Raw genomic sequence first — 22,436 nt, forward strand, 5'->3', positions numbered from 1 at the left:
ATGGCGCACTTCGCCTTCGTCAGCGCACCGGCCGCCGGACACGTCAACCCGACTCTGCCGCTGGTCGAGGAACTCGTCCGCCGCGGACACCGGGTCTCCTACGCCACCGGCCCGGCCACCGCCGACGGCACCGCCCGTGCGGGCGCGACCCCGGTCGTGCTGCCGTCGGAACTGCCGCCCGACATGGACTCCCTCGGCGGGTTCACCCCCGAGGACCTGGCGATCACGCTGGAGCACTTCGTCGGCGACGCCGAGGCGTCGTTCCCGGTGCTGGCCGAGCACTTCGAAGCCGACCGGCCCGACGTCGTGTGCTACGACTCGGTGACCTTCACCGGCCGGATGCTGGCCAACCTGCTGGGCGTGCCCGAGGTGGCGTTGGTGCCCACGTTCGCCGAGAACGAGCGGTTCTCCGCGACGAGCGTCTACCTGCCGCCGACGTTCGACCACGGCCACCCCCGGCTGGTCGCGGCGATCGGGCGGATGGCCGAGTTCGCCGCCGGGCACACGTTCCTGGAGAACCCGAACCTGATGTTCGGCCACGTCGCGCCCACGAGCGTGGTCTTCCTGCCCCGGTCGTTCCAACTGGCCGCCGACACGTTCGACTCGCGGTTCCACTTCGTCGGACCGTCCTTGGGGTCCTGGCAGGACGCGGAGGAGTGGACGCCCGCGTCGGACGACCCGGTGCTGCTGATCTCCCTGGGCACGGTGTTCAACGCGCGGCCCGAGTTCTACCGGACGTGCGTGGAGGCGTTCGCCGACACCGGGTGGGAGGTCGTGATGTCCGTCGGGTCGCTCGATCCCGGGACGTTGGGGCCGTTGCCCGCCACCGTGTCCGTGCACACGCGTGTGCCGCAGGTGGCAGTGTTGCGGCACGCGTCGGTGTTCCTCAGCCACGCGGGCATGAACTCGGTCCTGGAGTCGCTGTGGCACGGCGTGCCGCTGGTGACCGTGCCGCAGATCCCCGAACAACGCGCGGTCGCCGCCCGCACGGCCGAACTGGGCCTGGGCGTGGTCGTCGACCGGCCGACCCCGGAGGCGCTACGAGCGGCCGTGGCCTCGGCGACCGTCCTGCGACCCGCCGCCGAGGCGGTGGGGGAGACGTTGCGCTCCCGTCCCGGCGCACCGGTCGCCGCGGACGTACTGACCGGACTCTTGACACGGGAGACGACGTGTTGACGTTGGGCATCAGCGGTCACTTCGACCTCCTCCCGGCGCTGCACCGCGCCTACATGCACGACGCCGCCGCGTGTCTGGTCGCCGACGGCGAACTCGTCGCGGCGGTGGAGGAGGAGCGGTTCAACCGGATCAAGAAGACCAACCGGTTCCCGACCGGCGCGATCCGCGCGTGCCTGGACGTCGTCGGTGCGCGACCGTCCGATGTGGACGCGGTCGGCTACTACTTCAACCGGGACATGGTCGAGCTGGGCCTGCGGACGTTCCAGCTCACGGCACCGGCCACACCGGTGCGCACCGGCGCGGACCTGATCCGCGACCGACTGCGCGCCGACTTCGACTGGGCACCCGACCACCTGGTCTTCACCGAGCACCACGAGGCCCACGCGTGGTCGTCGTTCGCCCGTTCGGGCATGTCCGACGCGCTCGTCGTGGTCGCGGACGGGCGCGGCGAGCACGTCTCCACCACGGTGTACCTGGCGGGCGGGGGCGGACTGCGCGAACTGCGCTCCTACCCGGTGCGCAAGTCGCTCGGCCTGTTCTACCAGGACGCGATCGGCCACGTCGGCTACGGCTTCGGCGACGAGTACAAGGTCATGGGCCTGGCCCCCTACGGCGACCCGGCCCGGTACCGGGACGTGTTCGGCTCTTTGTTCACCCTGTTGCCCGACGGCGACTACGACCTGACCGCGTCGATGCCGGACATGAACCCGGTCGCGGCGGCGTTCCTGGACTTCCCGGCCCGCCGTACAGGCTCGCCCGTCACCCAGGAACACCGGGACTTCGCCGCGGGGCTCCAGGAGACCCTGGAGGTCATCGCGCTCCACGTGCTGACGCACTGGGCCCGTGCCACCGGTGCGCAGCGGCTGTGCTTCACCGGCGGCGTCGCGCACAACAGCAGCCTCAACGGCCTGATCCTGCGGTCGGGCCTGTTCGAGGAGGTGTTCGTGCACCCGTCGTCGCACGACGCGGGTGCGGCGGAAGGCGCGGCGATCATCGCGGCCAGGGACCTGGGCACCCCGCACACCCGCGTCGAACCGTTGCGCAGTGCGAGTCTCGGGCCGTCCCTGGGGACGGACGTGGAACGGGAACTGCTCGCGTGGCAGGGGATCGTCGACGTCGAACGCCCGGCGGACGTCGTCGCCGCGACCGCCGAGCTGCTCGCCTCCGGCGCCGTGGTCGGCTGGGCCCGGGGGCGGTCCGAGTTCGGCCCCCGGTCGCTGGGCAACCGCAGCATCCTCGCCGACGCCCGGCCGGTGGAGAACCGCGACCGGATCAACGCGATGGTGAAGAAACGCGAGGGCTTCCGGCCGTTCGCGCCCGCCGTCCCGGCGGAAGCGGCGGCGACCTACTTCGACCTGACCGCCACCTCGGCCAACCACGCGTTCATGTCGTTCGTAGTGCACGTCCACGAGGACCGCCGCGCCGAGCTGGGCGCGGTGACCCATGTGGACGGGACCGCCCGCGTGCAGGTGGTCAGCCGGGACGCGAACCCGGACTTCCACCGCCTGATCACCGCGTTCGGCGACCTCACCGGGACGCCGGTGCTGCTCAACACGTCGTTCAACAACAACGCGGAGCCGATCGTACAGTCGGTGGACGACGCGTTGACGTGCTTCCTGACCACCGACATCGACGTCCTGGTGGTGGCGGACTTCCTGGTGCGGCGGCGGACTTTCGCGGTGGACGACCTGGTGCCCGCGTTCCGCCCGGACACCCGGCTGCGCAGGGACTGGCGTCCCGGGGAGGACGTGCCGGCCGAGATCTACCTGGACCACTCCCACGGGCCGTCGGCGCCCCTGTCCCCGGCCCTCTTCGACCTGCTGAACGCCGTGGACGGCAAGTCGACGCTCGCGGAGCTGGGCGAGGTCACCGACGAGGTCCGGGACGGGGTCCTGGACCTGTGGCAGCGTCGGCTGATCACCCTGCGGCCGTGACCGGCCCGAGCCGTGGCCCCTGCGCGGGGGTCACGGCTCGGGCGCGAGCACCGTCCCGTCCGCGTCCCGGACGAGGATCGCCTCCACCGGGCAGGACTCGGCCGCGTCGAGCACGACGTCGTCCGGCTCGAGTTCCGTCCGCTTCGGCACCGACACGGCACCGTCGAGCCGGAAGTGCCCCGGCGCGACCGCCGCGCACATCCCGCTGCCGATGCACGTCCGCCCGTCGACCGCGACGCACCACACGGTTCACCAACTCACCGGCAGGCTCTGCGGCCCACGGACCAACCTGCCCTTCTTGAAGACGACCTCGTCCGCGAGTCGCAGGTTCGGGAAGCGCTTGAGCAACGTCCCGATGGCCACGGTCAACTCCATACGTGCCAACGGAGCACCGATGCAGTGGTGCACACCGTGCCCGAACGCGAAGTGCTGGTTCGACGGCCGGTGGAAGTCGATCACGTGCGGGTTCTCGAAAACTGTGTCGTCGCGGTTGGCGACCAGTCCGTCCGCGAACACCGCCTCGCCCGCCGCGATCGTGACGCCGCCGAGCACCACGTCCTCGGTGGCGAACCGGGGGAACGCGGGCGAGCCGGACAACTTGGTGATGCGCAACAGTTCTTCGAGCGCGGCGGGCAGCAACGACGGGTCGTCACGCAGTTCGGCGAGCCGCTCCGGGTGCGTGAGGAGCTGGTGGGTGAAGTTGGCGATCTCGCTGCCGGTCGTCTCGTGGCCCGCGATGAGCAGCGTGACGGCGAAGGACACCAACTCCTCTTCGGAGAGGCGGTCCTCGTCGTCGTGCGCGGTGACCAGGGTCGTGAGCATGTCGTCGGCGGGGTCGCGCCGCTTCTCCTCGACCAGTTCACGCAGGTAGCCGTGCAGCGAGGCGAACGCGGCCTGGATCTCCGGCACCGTGAACGCCGTGATGGCCACCGCGGCGTCCGACCACTCGCGGAACTTCGCCCGGTCGAGGTCCGGCACGCCCAGCATCTCGCTGATCAACGTGATCGCGGTCGGCATCGCCAACGCGTCGACCAGGTCCGCCGGCGGTCCCTGCTCTTCCATCCGGTCGAGCAGGTCGTCCACGATCTTCTGCGCGCGTTCCCGCAGGAGGGCGGTACGCCGCGCCGTGAACGCCTTGGCGAGAATCCGCCGCAGCCGCGTGTGCTCGGGCGGGTCCATGCTCAGGATCGTGCTGAAGTGCGGCACATCGGGCATCGTGCGCGGCGGGTCGCGGTCGGCGTCCATGACCGGCGCGCGGACGAACCGGGGATCACCCATGACGGTCTTGATGTCGGCGTACCGCGTGACCAGCCAGGCTTCGGTCCCGTAGGGCAACCGCACCCGCGCCACCGGTTCGTCCCGCTGGAGCCGCAGGTAGGTCTCGTCGATCCCGAGGTCGTCGGGCTCGGGGAACGGGTAGGACAGCACCGCCACGCCACACCCCCAGGCAGGGAACACTGTTCCGCACAGTAGGCACCCGCGCATACGCAGTCCACGGGATGTGACCGTGCCGCTACGGGTTTCCGGGCAGAGTCCACTTCGGACACCGCTGCGCGGCCTGGGCCCGTTTTCGGCGGCAGCGGATCGACAGTGCGAACAACACCGACACCAGGAGCATGATTCCCGTGCCGAAGACAGCCGATCCCAGGGCGCTTCCCGAGGACGTGGGCGATGTCGTCCACCGGCCCACGGCCATGGCGACGGTGGTCGGCGCCGTCATCGCGAGCACGATGACGGAGACGGCGGGGGGAATCCTGCTCAACGGACGGAGCAACACCACACGGAGAGCGAGTCGGGCGGGTACCGGTGACCTCCCGGCCCGCCACCGTGCGACCGGCCACCGGAGCAGGACCGCGCAGCAGACGCCGATCATCAGGGAGGCGGCCCCGCCGGCGAGGTCGCCGGCGGTCGTCTTGCCCGGGGGCGGCGTGCCGAACAGGAAACCCACGACACCGGCGAGCGTGCCGGCCACCCCGAAGATCACCCCCAGCCACAGTGGGATCAGGAGAAGTCCGCTGACCACCCGCGAGACGCCGCTCGCCGCTCCCCGCGCCGACGGGGCCGGGCGGACCGGCGGGACGGACGGTGGTCCGACCGCCGCGCCGGCGAAGAGCGGGGACATCGGCCGGTATTCGAGAGGTCGCGGATTTTCGGGCCACGCCACCGGGGCGGGAGGGGGCACGACGGCGGTGGGGATCGGGGCGTTGGCGACCGGAGCGGGTGGGACCTGTGCGGGAGTGGCGGCGGCGACCGGGACGGCGACGGGCTCGGGGACCGGCGGTCGGTCCCCGCGCAGCAACAGGTCGGCGCTCGTGCCCGTGCTCTTGAACCTCGGCTCCGGAATGCCGTGGTTCGCTGTGGCGGCGAGCAGCGACCGGTAGAGGGTGTTGATCGTCAACGGTGCCGAGGCGAGCGACGCTCCGCGCGTGAGGATGTCGATGAGTTCGGAGGTGAAGGCGGTGTTCCGATGGCCCTCGGAGGCGAGTGACACCCGGTTCGGCGCCGACGACGTGATGACCGTCGTCCCCGCGACCGCGATGTCCCGCGCACCGATCCCGCCGGCCGACATCGCCCCGAGAGCGGTCCCGGAGTAGCAGCAGTCGAGGATCAGGAGCTTGACCCGTGCCGGACTGTCCGCCAACACCTCGCGCACGAAGTCGAACGGCACGGCGGTACCGGCGAGACCGTCGCGATCGGAGTCGCGGACGGTCAGGTACAGCTCGTCCCTGACGTCGTGCCGGACACCGTGGCCCGCGTAGTAGACGACCAGGAGGTCCTCGGCCTGGTGCGCGGTCTTGCGCAGGCGCTCCATGAAGCTGCTCACCGTGTCCGGGGTGTCGACCAGCACGCACTGCTGCCAGCCCAGGATCCCGGTGTCCGCGGCGGTGAGCGCGCACATGAGGTCGAACAGGTTGTTGCGGACGGCGGGCAACGGCGGGAAGTGGTCGGCCCGCTTGAAATCACTCGTGCCGATGAGCACGGCCCGGGAGTGCGTCCGGTCGGGGAGGCTGGTCATCACGCCTCCAGGAATCCCCGGGCCGCGGCGACCGCGGCCTCCACGTCGTCGCCGGAGCCGCACGTCAACTCTTCTCTCCGCTTAGTTGCCGTGTCTCGATAGCGGCCTCGAACCGGCAGCGGCCGGCAACAACTGCGTTGCACTCTTGTCCGGTCCGCGGCCGGCGACCGTCGTCAATCAGTGGCTGCGCGAGTTGCCGTCGAGCGGGTGCCCGGCACCGTCCTCGTGGGAGTCGTATGCACGGGTCCTGCGGTCGTGGATGGAGTTCATCGTCCCGTTCGGGGTGAGTCTGTTCGACGAGCGGCGCCCGCTGAAGGACGCGCCGGGTGCCTACGCGGTGCACCGGGCGTGCGGCCCGGTCGAGGCTCGGTTCGAGGTAACGACCTGGGATCGGCACGTCAGCGTCTTGTCCTCGTTCTACCGGTGGGTGGTCGCCGAAGGCTACGCCGCGGCCGAGCCGTTCACCTACGCGCAGGCCAAGACTCTCTACGGCGATCAGTTCCGCGACCGCCGAATCAACCTGGCGATCCGGCGCCGCCCCAAGGCGCACGTGACGATCAAGTACCTGGAGGAGGACTTCGAGGCGCTGTTCCTCAAGGCGTTGGCGGGGTTGACGCCGGAGGGCGAGGAGGACACCGGCTACCGGGGCCGGTAGCTCGCGCGCAATTCGGCGATCGGCCGGCTAGGTCTCGCGACAGGGTTGCGCCGCCAGGAGTTCTCCTATCTGCTCGTGCCGGAGATCCCCGCGCTGCCGCCGAAACCGTCAGGCTTACCAATCCTGTTCCATGTGCCGTCGGGGGTGACGAAGGGCCGCAAGTTCCGCACGACGTGGATCAGCTATCGAGCGTTGGTTGAGGTACACCACTATCTCGACCTGACTCGTCCTCTCGCGGTCGAGGGATCGACCTGGCGGCCTCCGCCGAGGGCTGGTGAGCCGCTGCTGGTCGCCGAGGTTGACCCAGTCGCGGGCCGGGTGAACGGAAAGCGGGTGCGGTGGGCGTCGCTGCGCCCAGCTGAACGCCTGCGGCTGGTCGCTCCGGACGGCGGCTCGATGTTGGTCGCGGTGCGCGGCGACGGAGGTCCGTTCACCGCGTGGGCGACGGTGTTCGAGCGAGTCTCCGATCGCATCCGGGACCGGTTCGAACCTCGGTTCCCCATGGTGTACCCGCACCGGCTGCGGCACACGTTTGCGATCCGGACGCTGGAGATGCTGGTCGAGGGCTACTACGCCCAGGCCGCCAAGCTGGTCAAGGATACCGACGGGGACGCCGCGCTGGCCTTGTATCCGTCCAAAGCGGACCCGTTGATGGTGTTGCGAGGCCTGCTCGGTCACTCCTCGGTGCTGACGACAGAAGCGTATCTACGTCGGCTGGACATGACCCGGATCTACCGCAACGCCTACGAACGGGCCGGCCAGGAGCACGGGCTCGCGGAGATCACCGCAGCCGAACGCGAAGCTGATGCCGAGTTCCAGGATGCCATCTGATGCCCGCAGAACTGATCGGCGACCCGCTGGGAATCGAGTTCGTGTCCACCGCACGGCGCACCACGGCGACCATCCACATCGGGCAGACCTGCAATCCGCGGCTGGCCCGCGAAATGCTGATCGGCCTGACCAATCTGGTCCCATCCCCACGGACCGATCGACGAGCTGAAGTCCCTCCAGCAGTACATCACCGCGATCCGCCGGTTCGTGGCCGAGCTGGCCGATCGCGGCCACCTCGGCGGAGTCGCCGACCTGTCTCGCGCGAGGCTGGCCGAGTACTGGATGAGCGCCGGCAACGCCCGCGAGTAACAAGACCCGCCGCATGGTCGCCGCGCTCGACCGGGACGCGTCCGTGCTCACGCCGGAAGTGCGGGCGCTGGTCGCAGGGCGCCACTTCAACCCGCAGCGCCGCCGGGACAAGCGCCCCTCGGTGCCCTATACCGAAGGCGAGTGGCAGCGGCTGCAACAGGCGTGCCGCACGATCATCCGCGCCACCTTCGCCGAGCACCGCGCGGCGCTGGCAGCAGCCGAGCGTGGCCGTGATCCCCGTGCCCAGGGCTGGTCGTTCGACAACCTCGGCTGGCTGCTGCGCCGGCAGGGTCCGGTGACGTGGACCGCGTTCGGCCGGGAGCACGGCTCCGCGGCGGGCAAGGCGTGCGTCGAGCTGCTGCCCAAGGCGTGCGCGGCGTTGTTCGTCGACACCAACGCCGCGCTGGCGTATCGCCTGTTGCTGGGCACCTACATCGGGATCGTCCCGGACGGCATCGAGGCCCTCGGTGTCGAGGACCTTGATTGGGCCGGTGATGCCACGATCCTGCTGGGCTACCTCAAGGGCCGCACCACCCAGGAGAGCGTGACCCTCAACCGGCGGTCCGTGCGGCTGCTGGAACAGTGGCTGGAGCACTCGTCGCCCACCCGGAACCTGGTCGCACCAGACGCACGGGCGATGCTGTGGACCCGGTACGCACCTGGCCGCTACGACGACGTCGTCACCGTGCCGTTCACCTCTGGGCAGGTCGCGGAGTGGGCGGAGCGTGGCCATCAGGCGTTGACCGCGGCCAATCTCGCGCTGGTCGCCGACGACGGCAGCCCGCTGCGGCTCGACCGGCGTCGCATCCGCACCACCTTCACCTCGCTGCGGGACCGCAATTCCTGGTTCGGCAGCAGCCGATCCACCGTGGATCCCAACCACACGCCCGCGATCGAGGGTGACAGCTACCTCACCGCGACCACCCCGGCACAACGCGACGCGGTCGAGACGATCATCGAGAACAGTCAGGCTGACCTGCTACGCAAGGCCCAGCCGCCCATGGTGCTGAGCACCGAGGCCACCACCGAACTCGCGCAGCGGTTCCCGGACGCGATCCGCGCGATGGGGCTGGACAACGCGACGGTCACCGAACTGGTCGGCACCGCGAACAGAGACGTGTTCGTCGCGGCGTGCGCCGATCAGCTCTCCGGCCTGCACGGACCGGTCGGCAAACCGTGCCCGGCCCGGCCGTGGGTGTGCCTGCTCTGCCCGTTGGCGATCTTCACGCCCCGGCACGCGGTGAACCTGCTGTGGATGCAGGCGTTCTTCGCCCGCCAATGGCAGCAACTGCCGTCCGCGCAGTTCATGGTGCTGTTCGGCCCCTACGCGCAGCGCATCGACACCGTCCTCGCCGCCTTCCGCGACCGCGATCCGGCGCTGCTGGCGCGGGCGGCCCGCGACGTGGCCGACACCGACGCTGAACTGCCCCTGCTCCCGGAGGAACGCACCACCTCATGACCTCACCCATCGTCAGCGCCGACCCCGTCGGCCGGTCCCCCTTCGCGGGCCTGGACTTGTGCCGCGCGATCGGCATCACGGTCGCACCCGGCGCGCGGGGGCCGAACTTCGACCAGGATGTCTGGGACTTCAATTCGGTCACCGACCTGGCCGCCTACATGGCGACGTCGCACAAAAGCTGGAACCTCGCCGCGATCCGCAATCCACTGTGGAGGGTCCTGGCCAAGGAGTATCTGGTAGCGCTAATGGTTCCCACCCACGAGGCGGTGCGGGAGCTGCCGAGTGCGTTCCGGGTCGCGCGCACGGTTCCGGCGTGCGTCAACAAGCACTACGAGCTGATCCGCTGGCTGAACTGGCTGACCGACAACGGTGTCACCGAACTGGGACAGATCACCGATCACTTCTGCGAGTCCTACATCGCTGAGCGGCGCACCGGGCACGACAAGGACGGCGCGATCATCGAGAAGCGCGGCGCGGTCAACGGCGCCGCCCAAGTCGTCAGCGGTCTCGCCCAGTATCGCGACCTGTTCACCACCGACCGATACCCAGCCGGCTTCCGCCCGTTCGGCGGGAAGGCGGCCGTCGCGGTCGCCGGGCTGAAGACGCCGGCCGAGAACAGCACGCCCCCGGTGCCCGCCGACATCCTCCAGCCGATGCTGGCGGCGGCGCTCTACATCGTGGACACCCTTGGCCCACAGGTGGTGTCGCTGACACGCCACGTCACGGCGGAGCGGGAACGGATCAACCGGCTGCCCCAGCCGCGCAATCCGGGCTGGGGCGTGCTGCTGCGGGCGATCAATCAGCGGGTGGCCGAGGGCCGGCCGCTCAACCGTGTTCCCTCCCGCATCGAGCCGATCACCCGCTACGCCGTCGACGAGTCCGACCCGCTGTGGGGGATCTCGCTGCGCGACGTCGCGGCCGAGGCCGCCTTCGGTCACTTCCGCGGCGAATGGCTGGCGGTCCTGCGGCCCGCCTTGGAGCGGGCCGTCGCCCAGGTGGGGATCGACGATCCCTACGGCCGCGACGGACCGCTCGTCGCGCGAGCCGACGGCCAGGGTGAGGTGCCCTGGACATTGCCACTGTCCGAGCGCCACGCACGCGTCCTGCCCGACGTGGTACGTACGGCGTGCCTGCTGGTGGTCGCCGCCGCGACGGGCATGCGCTCCAGCGAACTGTTCGAGCTCGCCATGGGATGCCGGCTCGCGCCGGAGCGCAAGGCGGCCGGTCTGGTCCGCTACAGGCTGGCGGGGAAGGTCATCAGACACCGTGGTTACGGTGGCGAGGCTGACGAATGGGTGGTCGTGGGCCAGGTCCATCGTGCTGTCGCGCTCGCCGAGCAGTTGCTGGACGCCGATGCCGAGCCCGGCACGTTGCTGTTCGGCCGGACGGTGTTCAAGAACACCTACGGGACGTTCCGGAAATGGGTGAACGGCCCGGCGGGCCAGCGACTCGGGCTCGCACCGATCCCCGAGGCACCAGAGGAGTTGCGGATGCTGCGCCGCACCCTGGCGATCGAGCTCGCGTACCGACCAGGCGGGCTGCTGGCGGCCAAGGTCGCGCTCAAGCACACCAGCGTGGTCACCACCGAGGGCTACGCCGGGCGGCCCGGCGGCGCTCAGGCGAAGTTCCTCGTCGAAGTCGGGAAGGAGGAGCAGAAACGCAACCTCGGCCTGCTCGTGGACGAGATCGGCAACTACCAGCGCGGTATCCGACCCGCCGGGCCGCACGCACACGAGCTGATCGAGTTCTTCGCCGCCGTCGACGGCAAGCTCACCGAGGAGCAACGCGCGGCGCCGAAGATCATCCTCAACGATCAGGAGCTGCGCCGGATGCTGGCCAAACGCGCGAAGACGCTGCACCTCGGCGTGGCGAACTACTGCTGGTTCACCGACCCCGGCAAGGCGCTATGCCTGCGGCTGGCCGGCACACCAACCGCCGACCGGCCGCTGATCGGCATGTGCGACTCGGCCCGCTGCCCCCAAGCCACCCACCACCCCTGCCACCGACCCGTGTGGGACCAGGCAGTGCAGAGCACGACGGTGTTCCTGGGCAACCTCAGCCGCGGCCAGACGGGCGAAAAGGCACGGCTGGAGACACAGCTGGCCCGAGCCCGGCACGTCTTGGCCGACCTCGACACCGCGACGGCCGGCACCGACGAGGAGCGATGCTGACGTGGGGCGGCTTACCGACCAGGCCCGTGCGCAGAAGGAAGCCGCGATCCGGGCGGCCATGGACCGGCTGCTCCGTGGCGAGATCCCGGCAGGCGGCAAGTGCGACGTCAAGACCCTCGCCCACGCCAGTGGCATCACTCGCGCCGCGCTCTACAGCACCTACGTGCACCTGAAAGAAGAGTTTGAGCGGCGCCGCGACCAGCTCCGCGACGCCGGGATCATCGCCGACCCCCGCGACGCCCAGATCGACCGCCTGAAAGAGCAGGTCCGCCACCTCACCAAGCGTCTGGAAGCCACGCAGCAGGAGAACAACGACCTGACCGCTTTCCGCACCCTGGCGCTGTCCCGGCTGGCCGCCCAGCACGAGGACATCCTCTGGCTGCGTGCCGCAGCCAGCACCGGAAACCTCCACGACCTGGCCGCTGTCCGCGACCGACGAGCGTGATCGGGGCAGGCGCGGCATCCCCGCAACGGGGGTTACTCGTTCGAGTGAACCCACGCGGCGCGCGACCAGCGACGACGTAGGGTCACCTACTGTGACTGCGCTGCTGCCGGTGTCCGGGCCGGGGACCGAGCAGGACACGGTGGTCTATGTGGTGGTGTTTCCCGAGGGGCTGCTGGTCGTGCGGCACGCCGCCAGCGGATGCGAGCCCCTCGACGACGAAGACGTCCCGCCCTACCAGGCCGGGTTGTGGTCAGCGGTAGCCGACGACGTCGATCCGGACCGGCACGAGGTCAACGGGATCGCACTGGACGGCGACCTGCGGGCAAAGCTCGCCGACGCGGCCGATACAACGCCCGCCGAGTATTCGGACAATCCGGTGGCGACCCGGATGCCCCTCGCCCTGGGCGCAGAGCCGCAGCCACGGCGCGGTGCCGTGGCCATCGTGGCCGAGGAGGACCCTCAGACGGGGTTGACCGGATCGTTGAGCGCGGGGCAACTGGCCCTGATCGTCCAGACCCATCAGACCGCGCTGCTGCCGGCGACCGGGCGGTCGCGCCGCAAGCAGATCGCCCGCGAAGTCCCCGCGGTTGACAGGTAGACGTTCTGCAGGTGCCGAGCGGGTGAACGAGACGAAGAGTTGAGCTTCTTACCGCGTTCTGGATGGCGATGTCACCGCATAGACCGCACAGCATGAGGAGATCGCGAGACTGCGGCCCCGCTGGCGAGCGCGACCAACCCGCGCAGTTGGATCCGGGACGGTCCTCGGGGCTGTCTGCGCTCAGCCGGGGTTGCCGGTCCGCTGCTCCGCAGCCGGTGCTGAGTCCGACCGCGTCATGTCGCTGGTGTGGCGGATCTGTGTGGCCTGGTCGGTGAGGGACCGGACTTGGGCGGCCAAGCTGGCGTGTGTTGCCTTCAGGTGGGTGTGCGTGTCCGCCAGCGGAGGCAACAGACGGGCTGGGTCGTCCTCGGCGAGGGCCTGACCGACCAGGTCGACGTGGCGCTGGGCGCGCCGGGACAGACCCTGCACGGAGCTAACCTGCCCTGCCAGTTGACGCAGGACTGCGGCGTTGTCCCGGGCCCAGGTGGCCACCGCCCGGTCACCCGCACGTTTGTCGCGCTGGGCGCGTACCCGTTCCTCACCGGTCTGCTCGCCGGTGTCGGAGGGCCGCAGGCGCAGGTAGCGACGTTCGGCGGCCTGACGGCTGGTGACGCCGAGCGCGGGAGCCAGGGCAGCCCAGCTGACCTTCTGCTCGCGGGCCGCAGTGATCAGCTCGGGCTCCCAGCCGGCCAGCTCCTCCCGCAACTCGCGCAGCACCGTGAGCGCCGCCACCAAGTCGCCAGGACTTCCCGCGCCCATGTGAGTTCGGGCCAGCACGCCCTGGACCAGGGCAAGTGCTTCGGCGGCGGTGTATCCGCCTGCACTGTCGTTCAATGTGTCATCCTTTCGGCGACATTGATACTTGTCATCGTTCCGACGACATGATAGATCTGTGGTGTGCGTCGACACCAGAGCCGAGACGACAGGGAGGAATCATGTTGATGCGCACCGACCCGTTCCGCGAGCTCGACCGGCTGACCCAGCAAGTTTTCAACAACGTCGCCGGAACCTGGTCGCGTCCCACGGCGATGCCGCTGGACGCCTACCGCGCCGGCGACGAGTTCGTCGTCGCCTTCGATCTGCCCGGCGTCGATCCCGACGCCATCGAGTTGAACATCGAGCGCAACGTGCTCACCGTCAAGGCCGAGCGCCGGCCCACCGTGACCGACCAATCGGTGGAGATGCAGGTGTCCGAACGGCCCCTGGGCGTGTTCTCCCGACAGTTGTTCCTCGGTGACACCCTCGACACCAACCAGATCAACGCCGACTACAACGCGGGCGTGCTGACGCTGCGGATCCCGATCGCCGAGAAGGCCAAGCCCCGCAAGATCGAGATCAGCGGTGGGCAGGCCACCCGCAAGGAGATCAACGCCTGACCCGGCGACGCGAATCACCGAGCTGATCACGGGATGCTCGCCATGGTGTCGGCTGCGCCGACAGAGCCGTAGGAGCAGGTCCTCGCCCTGCTGTGCGCGGACGAGGACCTGCTACACGCCAAGTTCGACGCGATCGTGCAGGCGAACTGGGATAGGCCCAGGCCGCCGCGACCGACCCCGCCGAGTCAGCCTTCGGATGGTCGCGCTGGCCGCTGTGGCAGGCGACCTGGGCTCGGTCAGTCCGCCGACGACGCGGGTTGGGTGTGGCGTCGGGGCCAGTCCCTCTTGGTCAGACTTACGTGAGACACCCTGTGTGAGGGTGGGTTCATGATCGAGGGCGGGATCGGAGATCCTGATGACCGTGTCCTCGCCATCCGACAAGCAGTCCCGGCCCTCCCGCGACGACCAGGCCGACCCGGCGCCGCGTCCGTCGCGCCGGGTGTTCACCCCGGACTACAAACTGGCCGTGGTCACCGAGTACGAGAACGCCCCCGCCGGGGAGAAGGGAGCGATCCTGCGACGCGAGGGCCTCTACTCCTCCCACATCATCGAATGGACCCGGGCACGCGACGCGGGACGCCTGACCGGCCAACCCGCCGAGCCCGGCGCCCAGACGAAACCGGCGAGGAAATCCGCCGAACAGATCGAACTGGAGAGACTGCGCCGCCAGAACGAGAAACTCGCCTCCGATCTCGCGAAGACCCGAATGGCACTGGACATCATGGGAAAAGCACACGCGCTCTTGGAGGAACTGTCCGGGAGCGCGGAGGACGACACGCCGCCTCGCAAATCCTGACGACCGCGTTCACCGAACTGCGCGCGGCCGGTCTCTCGGTGAAGAAATCATGCACGCTGACCGGGACCTCCCGGGCGACGCACTACCGGCACGCCAACCCGACAGGCCCGATGCACGGGCCGCGGCCGGCGCGGACACCCCCACCCCAGGCCCTGGACGCCGACGAGCGCGCCCGGGTGCTGGAGGTGCTGACGTCACCGGCCTACCGGGATCTGGCGATCCCGCAGGTGTGGGCGCGCGAACTGGACGAGGGCCGCTACTGGTGCTCGATCTCGACGATGTACCGGATCGCCCGCGCCCAGGGCCAGGTCCGCGAACGCCGCCGGATCGCCACCCACCCGCCGCGGACCCGGCCCGAGCTGTCCGCCCGCGGCCCGGGCGAGGTGTGGTCCTGGGACATCACCGCGTTGAAAGGACCGGTCAAAGGCGTCTGGTACAAGTGCTACGTCGTGCTGGACATCTTCTCCCGCTACGTCACCGGCTGGCTGGTCGCCGCCGCCGAGGACGCCGTCCTGGCGAAGGACTTCCTCGCCGAGGCCATCGCCCGCAACGGCACCGAACCGCACACGATCCACGCCGACAGAGGCGGCGCCATGGTGTCCAAACCGGTCTCCGAACTCCTGACCGACCTCGGCGTCCTGCGTTCGCATTCCCGCCCCCGCACCTCGAACGACAACCCCTATTCCGAAGCGCAGTTCAAGACCCTGAAGTACATGCCCGACTTCCCCGACCGGTTCGGCTCCCTCGCCGACGCCCGCCTGTTCTGCGAAGGATTCTTCCTGGCCTACAACCACGAGCACCGCCACTCCGGCATCGGCATGCACACCCCGGCCTCGGTGCACTTCGGCACGGCCGGACGGATCCGCGATCAACGCCAGGCCACTCTCGACCGCGCCCACGCCCGACACCCGGAGCGATTCGCCCGCCGACCCCGCCCACCCGCGCTGCCCGAGGTGGCCTGGATCAACCAACCCCTCGACCAACCACAACCGGCCCCATAGACACAACGTGTCTCACTTGACTTGACAACTACCGAGTCGCCGCCTCACAGGACCGCTGCCCACGCCGAAATCCGGGAGAGTCAGGAAAGGACGGTGATCGCACGACATTGCAGGACAACGCGGGACGTGCTGTCAGGCCGTTCGCCACAGTGAACACGACACCGCGGGCCGCCACACCAACAAGCCCGCCAACGCCACAACGGTATTTGACACAGCGAACCGAGCTGACAGCCTTCGTCCGATGCTGGGTGGTCCCGACAGACAGCCGGGACCACCCGGCAGTCTGATCGGTCAGCAGTCTGATCGGAGTGCACGCCGCGCGGGAGTCGATGGGCTCTGCGAGTGATCCGGCTGGGCGCACCGCCCGTGACCGGCAACGCCGGTCACCACACGAACATCAGCCTGCTGCCCACCCCGCTGTGAGAGCCGCCCCCGCGCGTGGCCTCTATCGCGGCCACGGCCCACCCCACCGAGGACACCAGTGACAACGACTCTGGCTACTGAACAGCTGCCACACCCGGCCGCTCACCCCAGGCGAGCGGAAGGTCCCGGCCGTCCGGCTGACCGGGAACGTGCCGTGATCCTGATGCCTGTCATCCGACACGCGGACGACTCGGCGGACGACGAGGTTCGGCCTGAGCTGGCCGAACACGGCTTACGGCACTACACCGCCCGGATCGCCAGCGCAGTGGGTGCCGGAGCGGAAGCGGCCTGGTGCGAGTGGGCCGATGCGCCCAGTGCCTACATCGCGCTGGACCACCGGCTGTCCGACTACCCGGACCGGGACGCGGCCCTGATCTGGGCCGCCGAGCGCGGCTGGGCGGTCGCGGTGGAAACCGGTTGCGGGGAGGACCTGCTGATCACCGCCCCATTGGGCGGCGATGTGCTGCCTGCGCCCGAAACCGTCGCCACCTGGGTCCGCGCCGTCCTCGCCGGCAAGCACGCCGACACACCCAGGCGTCCCTGCGCGGCGGCGAGCACCGACGTCATCCGCCGGCTCGCGAACTGGGCCGGGCACGAGCCGACTCTCGACGGGCGCGGCTGACGGGGCAGGGACTGGCGGGTCACCGGATCCCGTCACCGGATCCTGCGGTGCCCGGTGATCACTGTTCTGTGTCGTTGTCGAGTTGACTGCGCAAATCGGCGATCTGGTCGTGCGCGGCCGTGAGGTCGTCTTCCAGCCCGATGATCCGAGCGGTCGCGGCCAGGCTGTGGCCCTCGTCGAACAGGGTACGGATGCGAGCGGCGAGCTGGAGTTGGCGGCGGCTGTAGCGGCGATGCCCGCCGTCGGAGCGCTGGGGACGCAGCAGGTTGGCGGTGTCCAGGCTGCGCAGGAACGCCTGCTGCGCGCCGAGCAGGTCCGCGGCCTGCCCGGTGGTGAACGCCGGATAGTCGAGATCATCGAGGTTGTCGAGGTTGTTCGCGGCCACAGGCGTCGTACTCCTCCGTTGCCGGAAGGCCACCGTGGGTGGCCCAGTTCCTCCAGATTATCTTCACTACAGACTTGACACAATCTACAGTCGGTGCTATAAAAAAGTATCGGTCAGGAACCTGGTGACGGTGACCCTGGGAGTGATCGAGATGGACGGCACGAGCATCCCCCGCACTGCGGGACCCGAATGCGCGCGGCTGCCGGAGACCGAGCAGCGCGGCTTCGCCGAACTGGTCTGCGCTGACCCGGTATGGGTGCGCGCGGAGTTCGACGCGATCATCGCCGCCAACTTCGGCGCCGCCGAGTGGCCAGAGGTTCCCCCGCACCGTCCATCACGTCCTGCGCGGGATCGCCGCGGTCGCCCCGGTGGTGCGGACCGGAGGTTCGGTCCCCCGGCATGGGCGGGACGAGGTGATCTCGCGAGGATGGCTCGTCGGGCAGGGGCTCGGGAGCGATCTCCTCCGCCACATCGCTGCGGTGTCGCATGTCGGGCCATCGAGTGAGCACGATCGAGAAAGCGAGTGACCGACAAGGAGGTGATGAGCAGGAGGGCACGGCGCGAGAGATGAATGAGTCTGCTGTGGACAGTCAGCCGAGGTGCTCGCCGGTAACCGCCCGCGAGGAATGCTGGCCCGGCGTCTCGTGACGCAATCCAGGCGACAACGTCCCGGCACAGTCGGCATCGATCGCCCGTCGTACGCCTCTCCGACATGAGCGAGTGTCCGCCTTCCTCGACAGCTGAGTCCGATCCGCCCGTCACAGCCCCGCGCTGCGGCGGGCATCGGCCTGTTCGGGGAATGACCAGCCGCGCCTCCATCGAAAATCTTGCAGTGTCGGGAACAGGAAACCTGAGTGGGCCGTTGTCAGGAGTAAGAGGCGGGTGGGACCGCCGATCCTGAACCAGATGGTGTGGAAGGAGACTGTGACATGTTGATGCGTACCGACCCGTTCCGTGGGCTCGACCGGCTGACCCAGCAGCTCTTGGGCGCCAACGGGACGCTGACCGGCCCGGCGGCGATGCCGATGGACGCCTACCGCGCCGGTGACGAGTACGTCGTGGCCTTCGATCTGCCCGGCGTACACCCGGACACCATCGACCTGGACATCGAGCAGAACGTGCTGACCGTCAAGGCCGAGCGTCCCCGCCCGGACGAGGACGGCGCCGAGTACCAGGTCGCCGAGCGGCCCCGCGGGATGTTCAGCCGACAGCTGTTCCTGGGCGAGACCCTCGACGCCGAGCACATCCAGGCCAACTACGAAACGGGCGTGTTGACGCTGCGGATCCCGGTTGCCGAGCGCGCCAAGCCCCGCAAGATCGCCATCAGCGCCAGCGGCGACACCAAGCAGATCAACGCCTGACCAAGACCAGCCCGCATCGGCCCCGGAGGAACACCGGTTCTCCGGGGCCAGGCTGGAACCGGTGCTGACCACCACCAGAGCTCAGCACAAACGGACACGCTGGGAAGGGCGGACGGACAGTGGAGCTGGAGGGAGGGGCCGATGCTCGACGAGACTCACACCCAGGACGGGGCGACGCCGGCCACCGGTGCGCCGGCTCACAGTGCGCTGGCCGACACGCTCGCTGACGCTCGACGCCTGCTCGCCGATGCCGCGACCGCCCTGCACACCGCAACACCCGACGCGCGCGACGTAGCCGCCGTGATCACCGAAACCCGCGCGGTCACCACCACCCTGGCCGGCGTGGTGGCCGCGGTGATGGACCACACCACGATCCTCGCCGACCGACACGCCCCCGAGATCAGAACCGAGATTCTCGCTGACCTGCGGGCGCTGCACGGGTGCCTGACCACCGGCGCCCTGCTGCTCGCCCCCGCACTCGACGACCTACGCGCCACCGCGGCCGACACCACGCACGAGAGGGAAGGATCGCGATGAACCTGGACAAGCCGTGGAACGACGTGGCCGATCAACTGCGCCCCGCCCAGCCCGACCTCGATACCCCTGACGACGAGGTCCTCGACGACCTCGACACGGAGCCAGGCACCGAGCCGATCGACGTCATCGAGGCCGACCCCGCCGATGTCGCCGACCAGCGCTGGATAGTACCGCTGCCCGACGACCGCGTCGACGATCAACCGTGGCCCTGAGCGCCAGGTGAGGTGTGGCGATGAGCGACAACCGCCCACAATCGTCGCCATCCACGGCGAGCACGATCACCGCGGCGCTGGACACCGCCACCCGCACCGTCGATCACGCCGTGCGCGAGCGCGGGGAATCCGACCAGCTGCCAGGTCCCACCACGGTGTGTGCCGAGACCTGGCAGCTGGTCCATCTCCTCGGCGCGCTCGGTGAACTGGCCGCCACGTTGGCACCCAGGTCGGCAGCTACCCGCAGCGCTACCTGCTGCACACCGACGACGACACCAACCCGGCTCAGCAGGTCGCGCACGCCTGCCGGGAGCTGGCCGCGCTGCGGCACGCCCTCGACGACGGTCACCGTGCCGCCCGCGAGATCCACACCGCGCTCAGCCACCTCAACACCCTGCCCCCACCGAATAGCCGAGGGCCCGGATCATCCAGTGACGCCCAACAAGATCCCCGTGGCGAAGAGGGCTGAGCCATGCCGCAACCGCGCGATCCGTACCAGGTACTCGGCATCGCCCGCGCGGCCACGCCCGCCGAAATCGCCACCGCCTACCGGGCCCTGGTCCGTGCCCTGCATCCCGACGCCCAACACCAACCCGCCGACCCCGCACGCCTGGCCGAGGTCCTAGCCGCCTACACCCTGCTGCGCGACCCGCGGCGCCGAGCCACCTACGACCGCCAGCATCCGGTGACCGCGCCACCACCGGATCCGGGGTCGACGTCGATCCCAATCCGGGTACATCCGGCCCATCCGCGTCGGCAACCCGACCTCCGAGTCGGTCCGGTCCGCCACCATCCCGAATAACCCCACCACCACCGCGGCGCGCCGCCAGAACTGTTTGCTGGGCGGCGATGCGTGGCGAACAGTGCTGATCACTGGGGCGACAGGCACCGGACCAACTGCAAACACGGTGCGCAAGACACTTGTCATCACGCGGAGCGGTCGGCTCGGTGCACCAGGTGTCGTCGGATAGCAGGCGATCGTACTCCGGACCTAGCTCGACTCCACGACATCCAGGGCCACTGCCGATCGGTCGCCCGAAGTCGCTGACCGACTAAACGCAACACCTGCCGCCGGTATGATCTACAACACAATGAAGCGTCAGGAAACGGGACACGTGGCCGTCCAATCGAGTCTCAGGACTGTCCGACGCAAACCCGCCGGACCAGGACACGGTCCTATCTAGACACGGCGACTGCGGCGAGAAACTGTCCAGTTCCCGCCCGTGCTCGCCACGCACGCGGAGAGTGACCTTCGACGTGGTGCGGCGATGCTTGAGGTAGTCGAACAACGACCGCACGAGAACCGACGCGGTCCCGCCGGTCAACACGACCACGACCGCGTCCAGTGCCGCGCCCATCTCCCCTTGGCCAGGGGACGAAGCGGCAAGGCTTACGCGGCCACGCAGACCGTCTTCGTCGCGCAGCCATTTCACCAGCGCGCCCAGGTCGTCTTCCGGGCCTTCCGTCCGAAGGCTCGCCGTCGCGGTCGTCACCCTGGCACCCCCTTTGGAGCGGGCTCAAGACACACTTGCCGGAACAACAGCGCTGTGCCGACTACGTCGCGTACGAGCCGGCACCCGTTAACTCACGAATGGGTGAAGTCGGTGGCGAGGGCGGCGATCCGGGGATCCTCCGCCGTGCAACCGGTGACCTCGGCGCCGCGTCTGGCCGGCTCGACGAAACCCGGGTCCCGCAACGCGTGCCCGATGTCGGTCAGGTAGTCGTCGAAGCTCTCCGGGACCAGGGCTTTGGTCCGGCGACCGGACCCTGCTGCCCGACCGTGCGGTGGCGTTGCCGGAGGGGATGCCGACCGTCGGGACCGCCCGCTCGTCGAAGGTGATGTGCCGCCACCCGGGGGCCGGGCTCGGCGATCGCCCGCCGCCACGACGGGGAGTTCACCTGGGATGTCGGTCCAGCTCCTTCAGGAAGCGTGCTGAGGTGTCGCGGACGTCCGGGTAGCCGAGGTCGCGGTAGAAGCGGTGCGCGGCGGCGCGAGTACGGGAGCTGGTGATCTCCACGTGCCGACAGTCGAGTCGGCGTGCCTCCCGTTCGACCTCGGCCACAAGCCGCCGTCCCACGCCTTGGCCGCGACAGGAGTCGTCGACCACGAGCGCGGCCAGGCGGCCGAGGCAGCCGTCACGTTCCAGCAAGGGCATCACGTGCAACGCCGCCAAGCCCGACACGAGCCCGTCGAACTCGGCGGCGAGCAGCACGCTCCGTCCGTCCGCGAGCCAGACGTCCAGGTGGGCGCCGACCTGTTCCGTGTCGGTCGGATAACCCGGTTCGCCGAGCAAGGCCGCGATCCGTGCGACGTCCCCGACGCCGGCGGGCCTGATCGTCACGGTCATGCCACCCAGTCTGCCGACGGTCGAAGGTGGCCCGGAACAAAACACTCCGACACGGGCTCGGCCTGCGAATACCCTTCGCCGGTACGTCCGCGTTCCGCGGAGTTCATCGCGAGAACCGGCAGGGAGAGTTGCGATGACCGAGAACGGTCAGGCCGTCGACCGGAGCGGGTACCTGGAGATCCGCTCCCGGGTGGCCACCACGTTCCACCTCGATGCCCGGTTTCCCGACCAGGTCTTCACGGGTGGCGTGCGCAACCCCCTGTTCGGCGATTTCGCCGATGTCGCGGACCCGGAGTTCTGGCCCGCCCTGAGCGCGATGGCCCAGTGGCACGGTGACACGCGGGTCGGGTTGCTGGTCCTCGGACCGGACTTGGATGAGTGCTACCTCCCGTACCGCGGGACGTTCCCGGCGGTGTCGCTGTCCGTCGACGCCGACGAGGACGAGTACTGGGCGGCGATCGGGTGGGACGACGACAACGACGATCGCCGGTTCGTGGACTCGATCGCGGTCTCGTCGAGAGTCGTCGCGGTGACGGGACCGTCCGGCAAGTGGGGCTGCTGGGGCGAACGGGACCCGGAGATCGCCGTCCACCACGGCTTCCCGGACCCGACCACGCGCACCGAATGGCGCCGCCGGTTCGGGCCCTTCGACGAGGTGGCGGAAACGCTGAGGTTCCACCTGCCCGTGACCTTCCGGGGCAGCACCGTTCCGCCCGAGCACGCCCGGACCCTGACCGCCAACTACGGTCCCGAGGACGACCGGGGGTGACCGGGACGGGTG

General features: G+C 69.6%; 24 protein-coding genes. 16 read left to right on the forward strand and 8 right to left on the reverse strand.

What is annotated here, in order from left to right; all coding sequences use genetic code 11:
* Together F4559_RS14145 and F4559_RS14150 are read left to right on the forward strand one after the other, a co-directional pair.
* Entirely contained in the window at positions 1-1,176 is a 1,176-nt protein-coding gene (locus F4559_RS14145) for a macrolide family glycosyltransferase (protein WP_184669038.1), read from the forward strand.
* Positions 1,170-3,110, forward strand: coding sequence for a carbamoyltransferase family protein (locus F4559_RS14150; protein WP_312865634.1), 1,941 nt, complete (start codon positions 1,170-1,172; stop codon positions 3,108-3,110). The genes F4559_RS14145 and F4559_RS14150 overlap by 7 nt, the downstream gene beginning before the upstream one ends.
* A gap of 30 nt (positions 3,111-3,140) precedes the next feature.
* Here the strand turns inward: F4559_RS14150 and F4559_RS14155 are convergent, their stop codons facing one another.
* The 3 genes from F4559_RS14155 to F4559_RS14165 all read right to left on the reverse strand — a co-directional run bounded on the left by F4559_RS14155 (position 3,141) and on the right by F4559_RS14165 (position 6,126).
* A complete protein-coding gene (locus tag F4559_RS14155; RefSeq protein ID WP_312865635.1) occupies positions 3,141-3,356 on the reverse strand; it encodes a ferredoxin in 216 nt (71 codons plus the stop codon).
* A 3-nt stretch (positions 3,357-3,359) separates the two neighbouring features.
* A complete protein-coding gene (locus F4559_RS14160; RefSeq protein WP_312865636.1) occupies positions 3,360-4,544 on the reverse strand; it encodes a cytochrome P450 in 1,185 nt (394 codons plus the stop codon).
* 79 nt (positions 4,545-4,623) lie between these two features.
* Positions 4,624-6,126, reverse strand: coding sequence for a caspase family protein (locus tag F4559_RS14165; RefSeq protein WP_184669041.1), 1,503 nt, complete (start codon positions 6,124-6,126; stop codon positions 4,624-4,626).
* 259 nt (positions 6,127-6,385) lie between these two features.
* On the opposite strand from F4559_RS14165, the gene F4559_RS34395 reads away from it, so the two are divergent.
* From F4559_RS34395 to F4559_RS14190, 6 genes are all read left to right on the forward strand, one after another.
* Positions 6,386-6,781: a site-specific integrase gene (locus tag F4559_RS34395; RefSeq protein WP_221447230.1), complete on the forward strand. Its 396-nt coding sequence runs from the start codon at positions 6,386-6,388 to the stop codon at positions 6,779-6,781.
* A gap of 45 nt (positions 6,782-6,826) precedes the next feature.
* Complete coding sequence (locus tag F4559_RS34400) at positions 6,827-7,612, forward strand: site-specific integrase (RefSeq protein ID WP_221447231.1); 786 nt, start codon at positions 6,827-6,829, stop codon at positions 7,610-7,612.
* A 322-nt stretch (positions 7,613-7,934) separates the two neighbouring features.
* Positions 7,935-9,380: a hypothetical protein gene (locus F4559_RS14175; RefSeq protein WP_184669043.1), complete on the forward strand. Its 1,446-nt coding sequence runs from the start codon at positions 7,935-7,937 to the stop codon at positions 9,378-9,380.
* The gene (locus F4559_RS14180; RefSeq protein WP_184669045.1) at positions 9,377-11,551 is read left to right on the forward strand and encodes a site-specific integrase; all 2,175 of its coding nucleotides are present in this window, start codon (positions 9,377-9,379) and stop codon (positions 11,549-11,551) included. Before F4559_RS14175 ends, F4559_RS14180 begins: the two co-directional genes overlap by 4 nt.
* A 1-nt stretch (position 11,552) precedes the next feature.
* Positions 11,553-11,996: a hypothetical protein gene (locus tag F4559_RS14185; RefSeq protein ID WP_184669060.1), complete on the forward strand. Its 444-nt coding sequence runs from the start codon at positions 11,553-11,555 to the stop codon at positions 11,994-11,996.
* 91 nt (positions 11,997-12,087) lie between these two features.
* A complete protein-coding gene (locus tag F4559_RS14190; protein ID WP_184669061.1) occupies positions 12,088-12,594 on the forward strand; it encodes a hypothetical protein in 507 nt (168 codons plus the stop codon).
* 180 nt (positions 12,595-12,774) lie between these two features.
* Here the strand turns inward: F4559_RS14190 and F4559_RS14195 are convergent, their stop codons facing one another.
* Positions 12,775-13,353 (reverse strand): HSP18 transcriptional regulator, encoded by a 579-nt coding sequence (locus F4559_RS14195; protein ID WP_246445855.1) that lies wholly within the window; start codon positions 13,351-13,353, stop codon positions 12,775-12,777.
* A 176-nt stretch (positions 13,354-13,529) separates the two neighbouring features.
* Here F4559_RS14195 and F4559_RS14200 point away from each other — a divergent pair, with 176 nt between their 5' ends.
* From F4559_RS14200 to F4559_RS14215, 3 genes are all read left to right on the forward strand, one after another.
* Complete coding sequence (locus F4559_RS14200; protein ID WP_184669063.1) at positions 13,530-13,970, forward strand: Hsp20/alpha crystallin family protein; 441 nt, start codon at positions 13,530-13,532, stop codon at positions 13,968-13,970.
* Positions 13,971-14,325: 355 nt separating this feature from the next.
* Positions 14,326-15,767, forward strand: a protein-coding gene (locus F4559_RS14210; RefSeq protein WP_446689142.1) for an IS3 family transposase whose coding sequence is annotated in 2 segments (ribosomal slippage) — positions 14,326-14,701 and positions 14,701-15,767 — 1,443 coding nt in all. Because the reading frame shifts where the segments join, the coding sequence is not laid out codon by codon here.
* Between the two features lie 586 nt (positions 15,768-16,353).
* Complete coding sequence (locus F4559_RS14215; RefSeq protein WP_184669064.1) at positions 16,354-16,812, forward strand: DUF6292 family protein; 459 nt, start codon at positions 16,354-16,356, stop codon at positions 16,810-16,812.
* Between the two features lie 58 nt (positions 16,813-16,870).
* Here F4559_RS14215 and F4559_RS14220 read toward each other — a convergent pair whose 3' ends face one another.
* Positions 16,871-17,197 (reverse strand): MerR family transcriptional regulator, encoded by a 327-nt coding sequence (locus F4559_RS14220; protein WP_184669066.1) that lies wholly within the window; start codon positions 17,195-17,197, stop codon positions 16,871-16,873.
* Positions 17,198-18,126: 929 nt separating this feature from the next.
* On the opposite strand from F4559_RS14220, the gene F4559_RS14225 reads away from it, so the two are divergent.
* From F4559_RS14225 to F4559_RS14235, 3 genes are all read left to right on the forward strand, one after another.
* On the forward strand, positions 18,127-18,558 hold the full coding sequence (locus F4559_RS14225; RefSeq protein WP_184669068.1) for an Hsp20/alpha crystallin family protein: 432 nt from the start codon (positions 18,127-18,129) through the stop codon (positions 18,556-18,558).
* A gap of 141 nt (positions 18,559-18,699) precedes the next feature.
* Positions 18,700-19,095, forward strand: a complete 396-nt coding sequence (locus F4559_RS14230; protein WP_184669070.1) for a hypothetical protein — start codon at positions 18,700-18,702, stop codon at positions 19,093-19,095.
* Positions 19,092-19,307 carry an Rv3202a family protein gene (locus F4559_RS14235; protein ID WP_184669072.1) on the forward strand — a complete coding sequence of 72 codons (216 nt, stop codon included), beginning with the start codon at positions 19,092-19,094 and terminating at the stop codon, positions 19,305-19,307. The genes F4559_RS14230 and F4559_RS14235 overlap by 4 nt, the downstream gene beginning before the upstream one ends.
* A gap of 103 nt (positions 19,308-19,410) precedes the next feature.
* Here F4559_RS14235 and F4559_RS14240 read toward each other — a convergent pair whose 3' ends face one another.
* A complete protein-coding gene (locus F4559_RS14240; protein WP_184669074.1) occupies positions 19,411-19,692 on the reverse strand; it encodes a hypothetical protein in 282 nt (93 codons plus the stop codon).
* Positions 19,693-19,779: 87 nt separating this feature from the next.
* Here F4559_RS14240 and F4559_RS36715 point away from each other — a divergent pair, with 87 nt between their 5' ends.
* Positions 19,780-20,109 (forward strand): DnaJ domain-containing protein, encoded by a 330-nt coding sequence (locus F4559_RS36715; RefSeq protein WP_184669076.1) that lies wholly within the window; start codon positions 19,780-19,782, stop codon positions 20,107-20,109.
* A 250-nt stretch (positions 20,110-20,359) separates the two neighbouring features.
* On the opposite strand, the gene F4559_RS14250 is transcribed toward F4559_RS36715, so the two are convergent.
* Positions 20,360-20,800, reverse strand: a complete 441-nt coding sequence (locus F4559_RS14250) for an effector-associated constant component EACC1 (protein WP_184669078.1) — start codon at positions 20,798-20,800, stop codon at positions 20,360-20,362.
* A gap of 402 nt (positions 20,801-21,202) precedes the next feature.
* On the reverse strand, positions 21,203-21,655 hold the full coding sequence (locus F4559_RS14255) for a GNAT family N-acetyltransferase (RefSeq protein ID WP_184669080.1): 453 nt from the start codon (positions 21,653-21,655) through the stop codon (positions 21,203-21,205).
* A gap of 133 nt (positions 21,656-21,788) precedes the next feature.
* On the opposite strand from F4559_RS14255, the gene F4559_RS14260 reads away from it, so the two are divergent.
* Positions 21,789-22,424 (forward strand): hypothetical protein, encoded by a 636-nt coding sequence (locus F4559_RS14260; protein ID WP_184669082.1) that lies wholly within the window; start codon positions 21,789-21,791, stop codon positions 22,422-22,424.
* Positions 22,425-22,436 lie beyond the last annotated feature (12 nt).

Source organism: Saccharothrix violaceirubra (genome assembly GCF_014203755.1).
GTDB classification, from domain to species: domain Bacteria; phylum Actinomycetota; class Actinomycetes; order Mycobacteriales; family Pseudonocardiaceae; genus Actinosynnema; species Actinosynnema violaceirubrum.

What these genes read in the sequence shown, in the direction of transcription:
- F4559_RS14215 (WP_184669064.1), top strand. Translation starts at nt 16,354, where the DNA reads ATGCCTGTCATCCGACACGCGGACGACTCGGCGGACGACGAGGTTCGG.
- F4559_RS14145 (WP_184669038.1), top strand. Translation starts at nt 1, where the DNA reads ATGGCGCACTTCGCCTTCGTCAGCGCACCGGCCGCCGGACACGTCAAC.
- F4559_RS14235 (WP_184669072.1), top strand. Translation starts at nt 19,092, where the DNA reads ATGAACCTGGACAAGCCGTGGAACGACGTGGCCGATCAACTGCGCCCC.
- F4559_RS14200 (WP_184669063.1), top strand. Translation starts at nt 13,530, where the DNA reads ATGTTGATGCGCACCGACCCGTTCCGCGAGCTCGACCGGCTGACCCAG.
- F4559_RS14255 (WP_184669080.1), bottom strand. Translation starts at nt 21,655, where the DNA reads ATGACCGTGACGATCAGGCCCGCCGGCGTCGGGGACGTCGCACGGATC.
- F4559_RS14175 (WP_184669043.1), top strand. Translation starts at nt 7,935, where the DNA reads ATGGTCGCCGCGCTCGACCGGGACGCGTCCGTGCTCACGCCGGAAGTG.
- F4559_RS36715 (WP_184669076.1), top strand. Translation starts at nt 19,780, where the DNA reads ATGCCGCAACCGCGCGATCCGTACCAGGTACTCGGCATCGCCCGCGCG.
- F4559_RS14260 (WP_184669082.1), top strand. Translation starts at nt 21,789, where the DNA reads ATGACCGAGAACGGTCAGGCCGTCGACCGGAGCGGGTACCTGGAGATC.
- F4559_RS14165 (WP_184669041.1), bottom strand. Translation starts at nt 6,126, where the DNA reads ATGACCAGCCTCCCCGACCGGACGCACTCCCGGGCCGTGCTCATCGGC.
- F4559_RS14225 (WP_184669068.1), top strand. Translation starts at nt 18,127, where the DNA reads ATGTTGATGCGTACCGACCCGTTCCGTGGGCTCGACCGGCTGACCCAG.
- F4559_RS14195 (WP_246445855.1), bottom strand. Translation starts at nt 13,353, where the DNA reads ATGGGCGCGGGAAGTCCTGGCGACTTGGTGGCGGCGCTCACGGTGCTG.
- F4559_RS14230 (WP_184669070.1), top strand. Translation starts at nt 18,700, where the DNA reads ATGCTCGACGAGACTCACACCCAGGACGGGGCGACGCCGGCCACCGGT.
- F4559_RS34395 (WP_221447230.1), top strand. Translation starts at nt 6,386, where the DNA reads ATGGAGTTCATCGTCCCGTTCGGGGTGAGTCTGTTCGACGAGCGGCGC.
- F4559_RS14180 (WP_184669045.1), top strand. Translation starts at nt 9,377, where the DNA reads ATGACCTCACCCATCGTCAGCGCCGACCCCGTCGGCCGGTCCCCCTTC.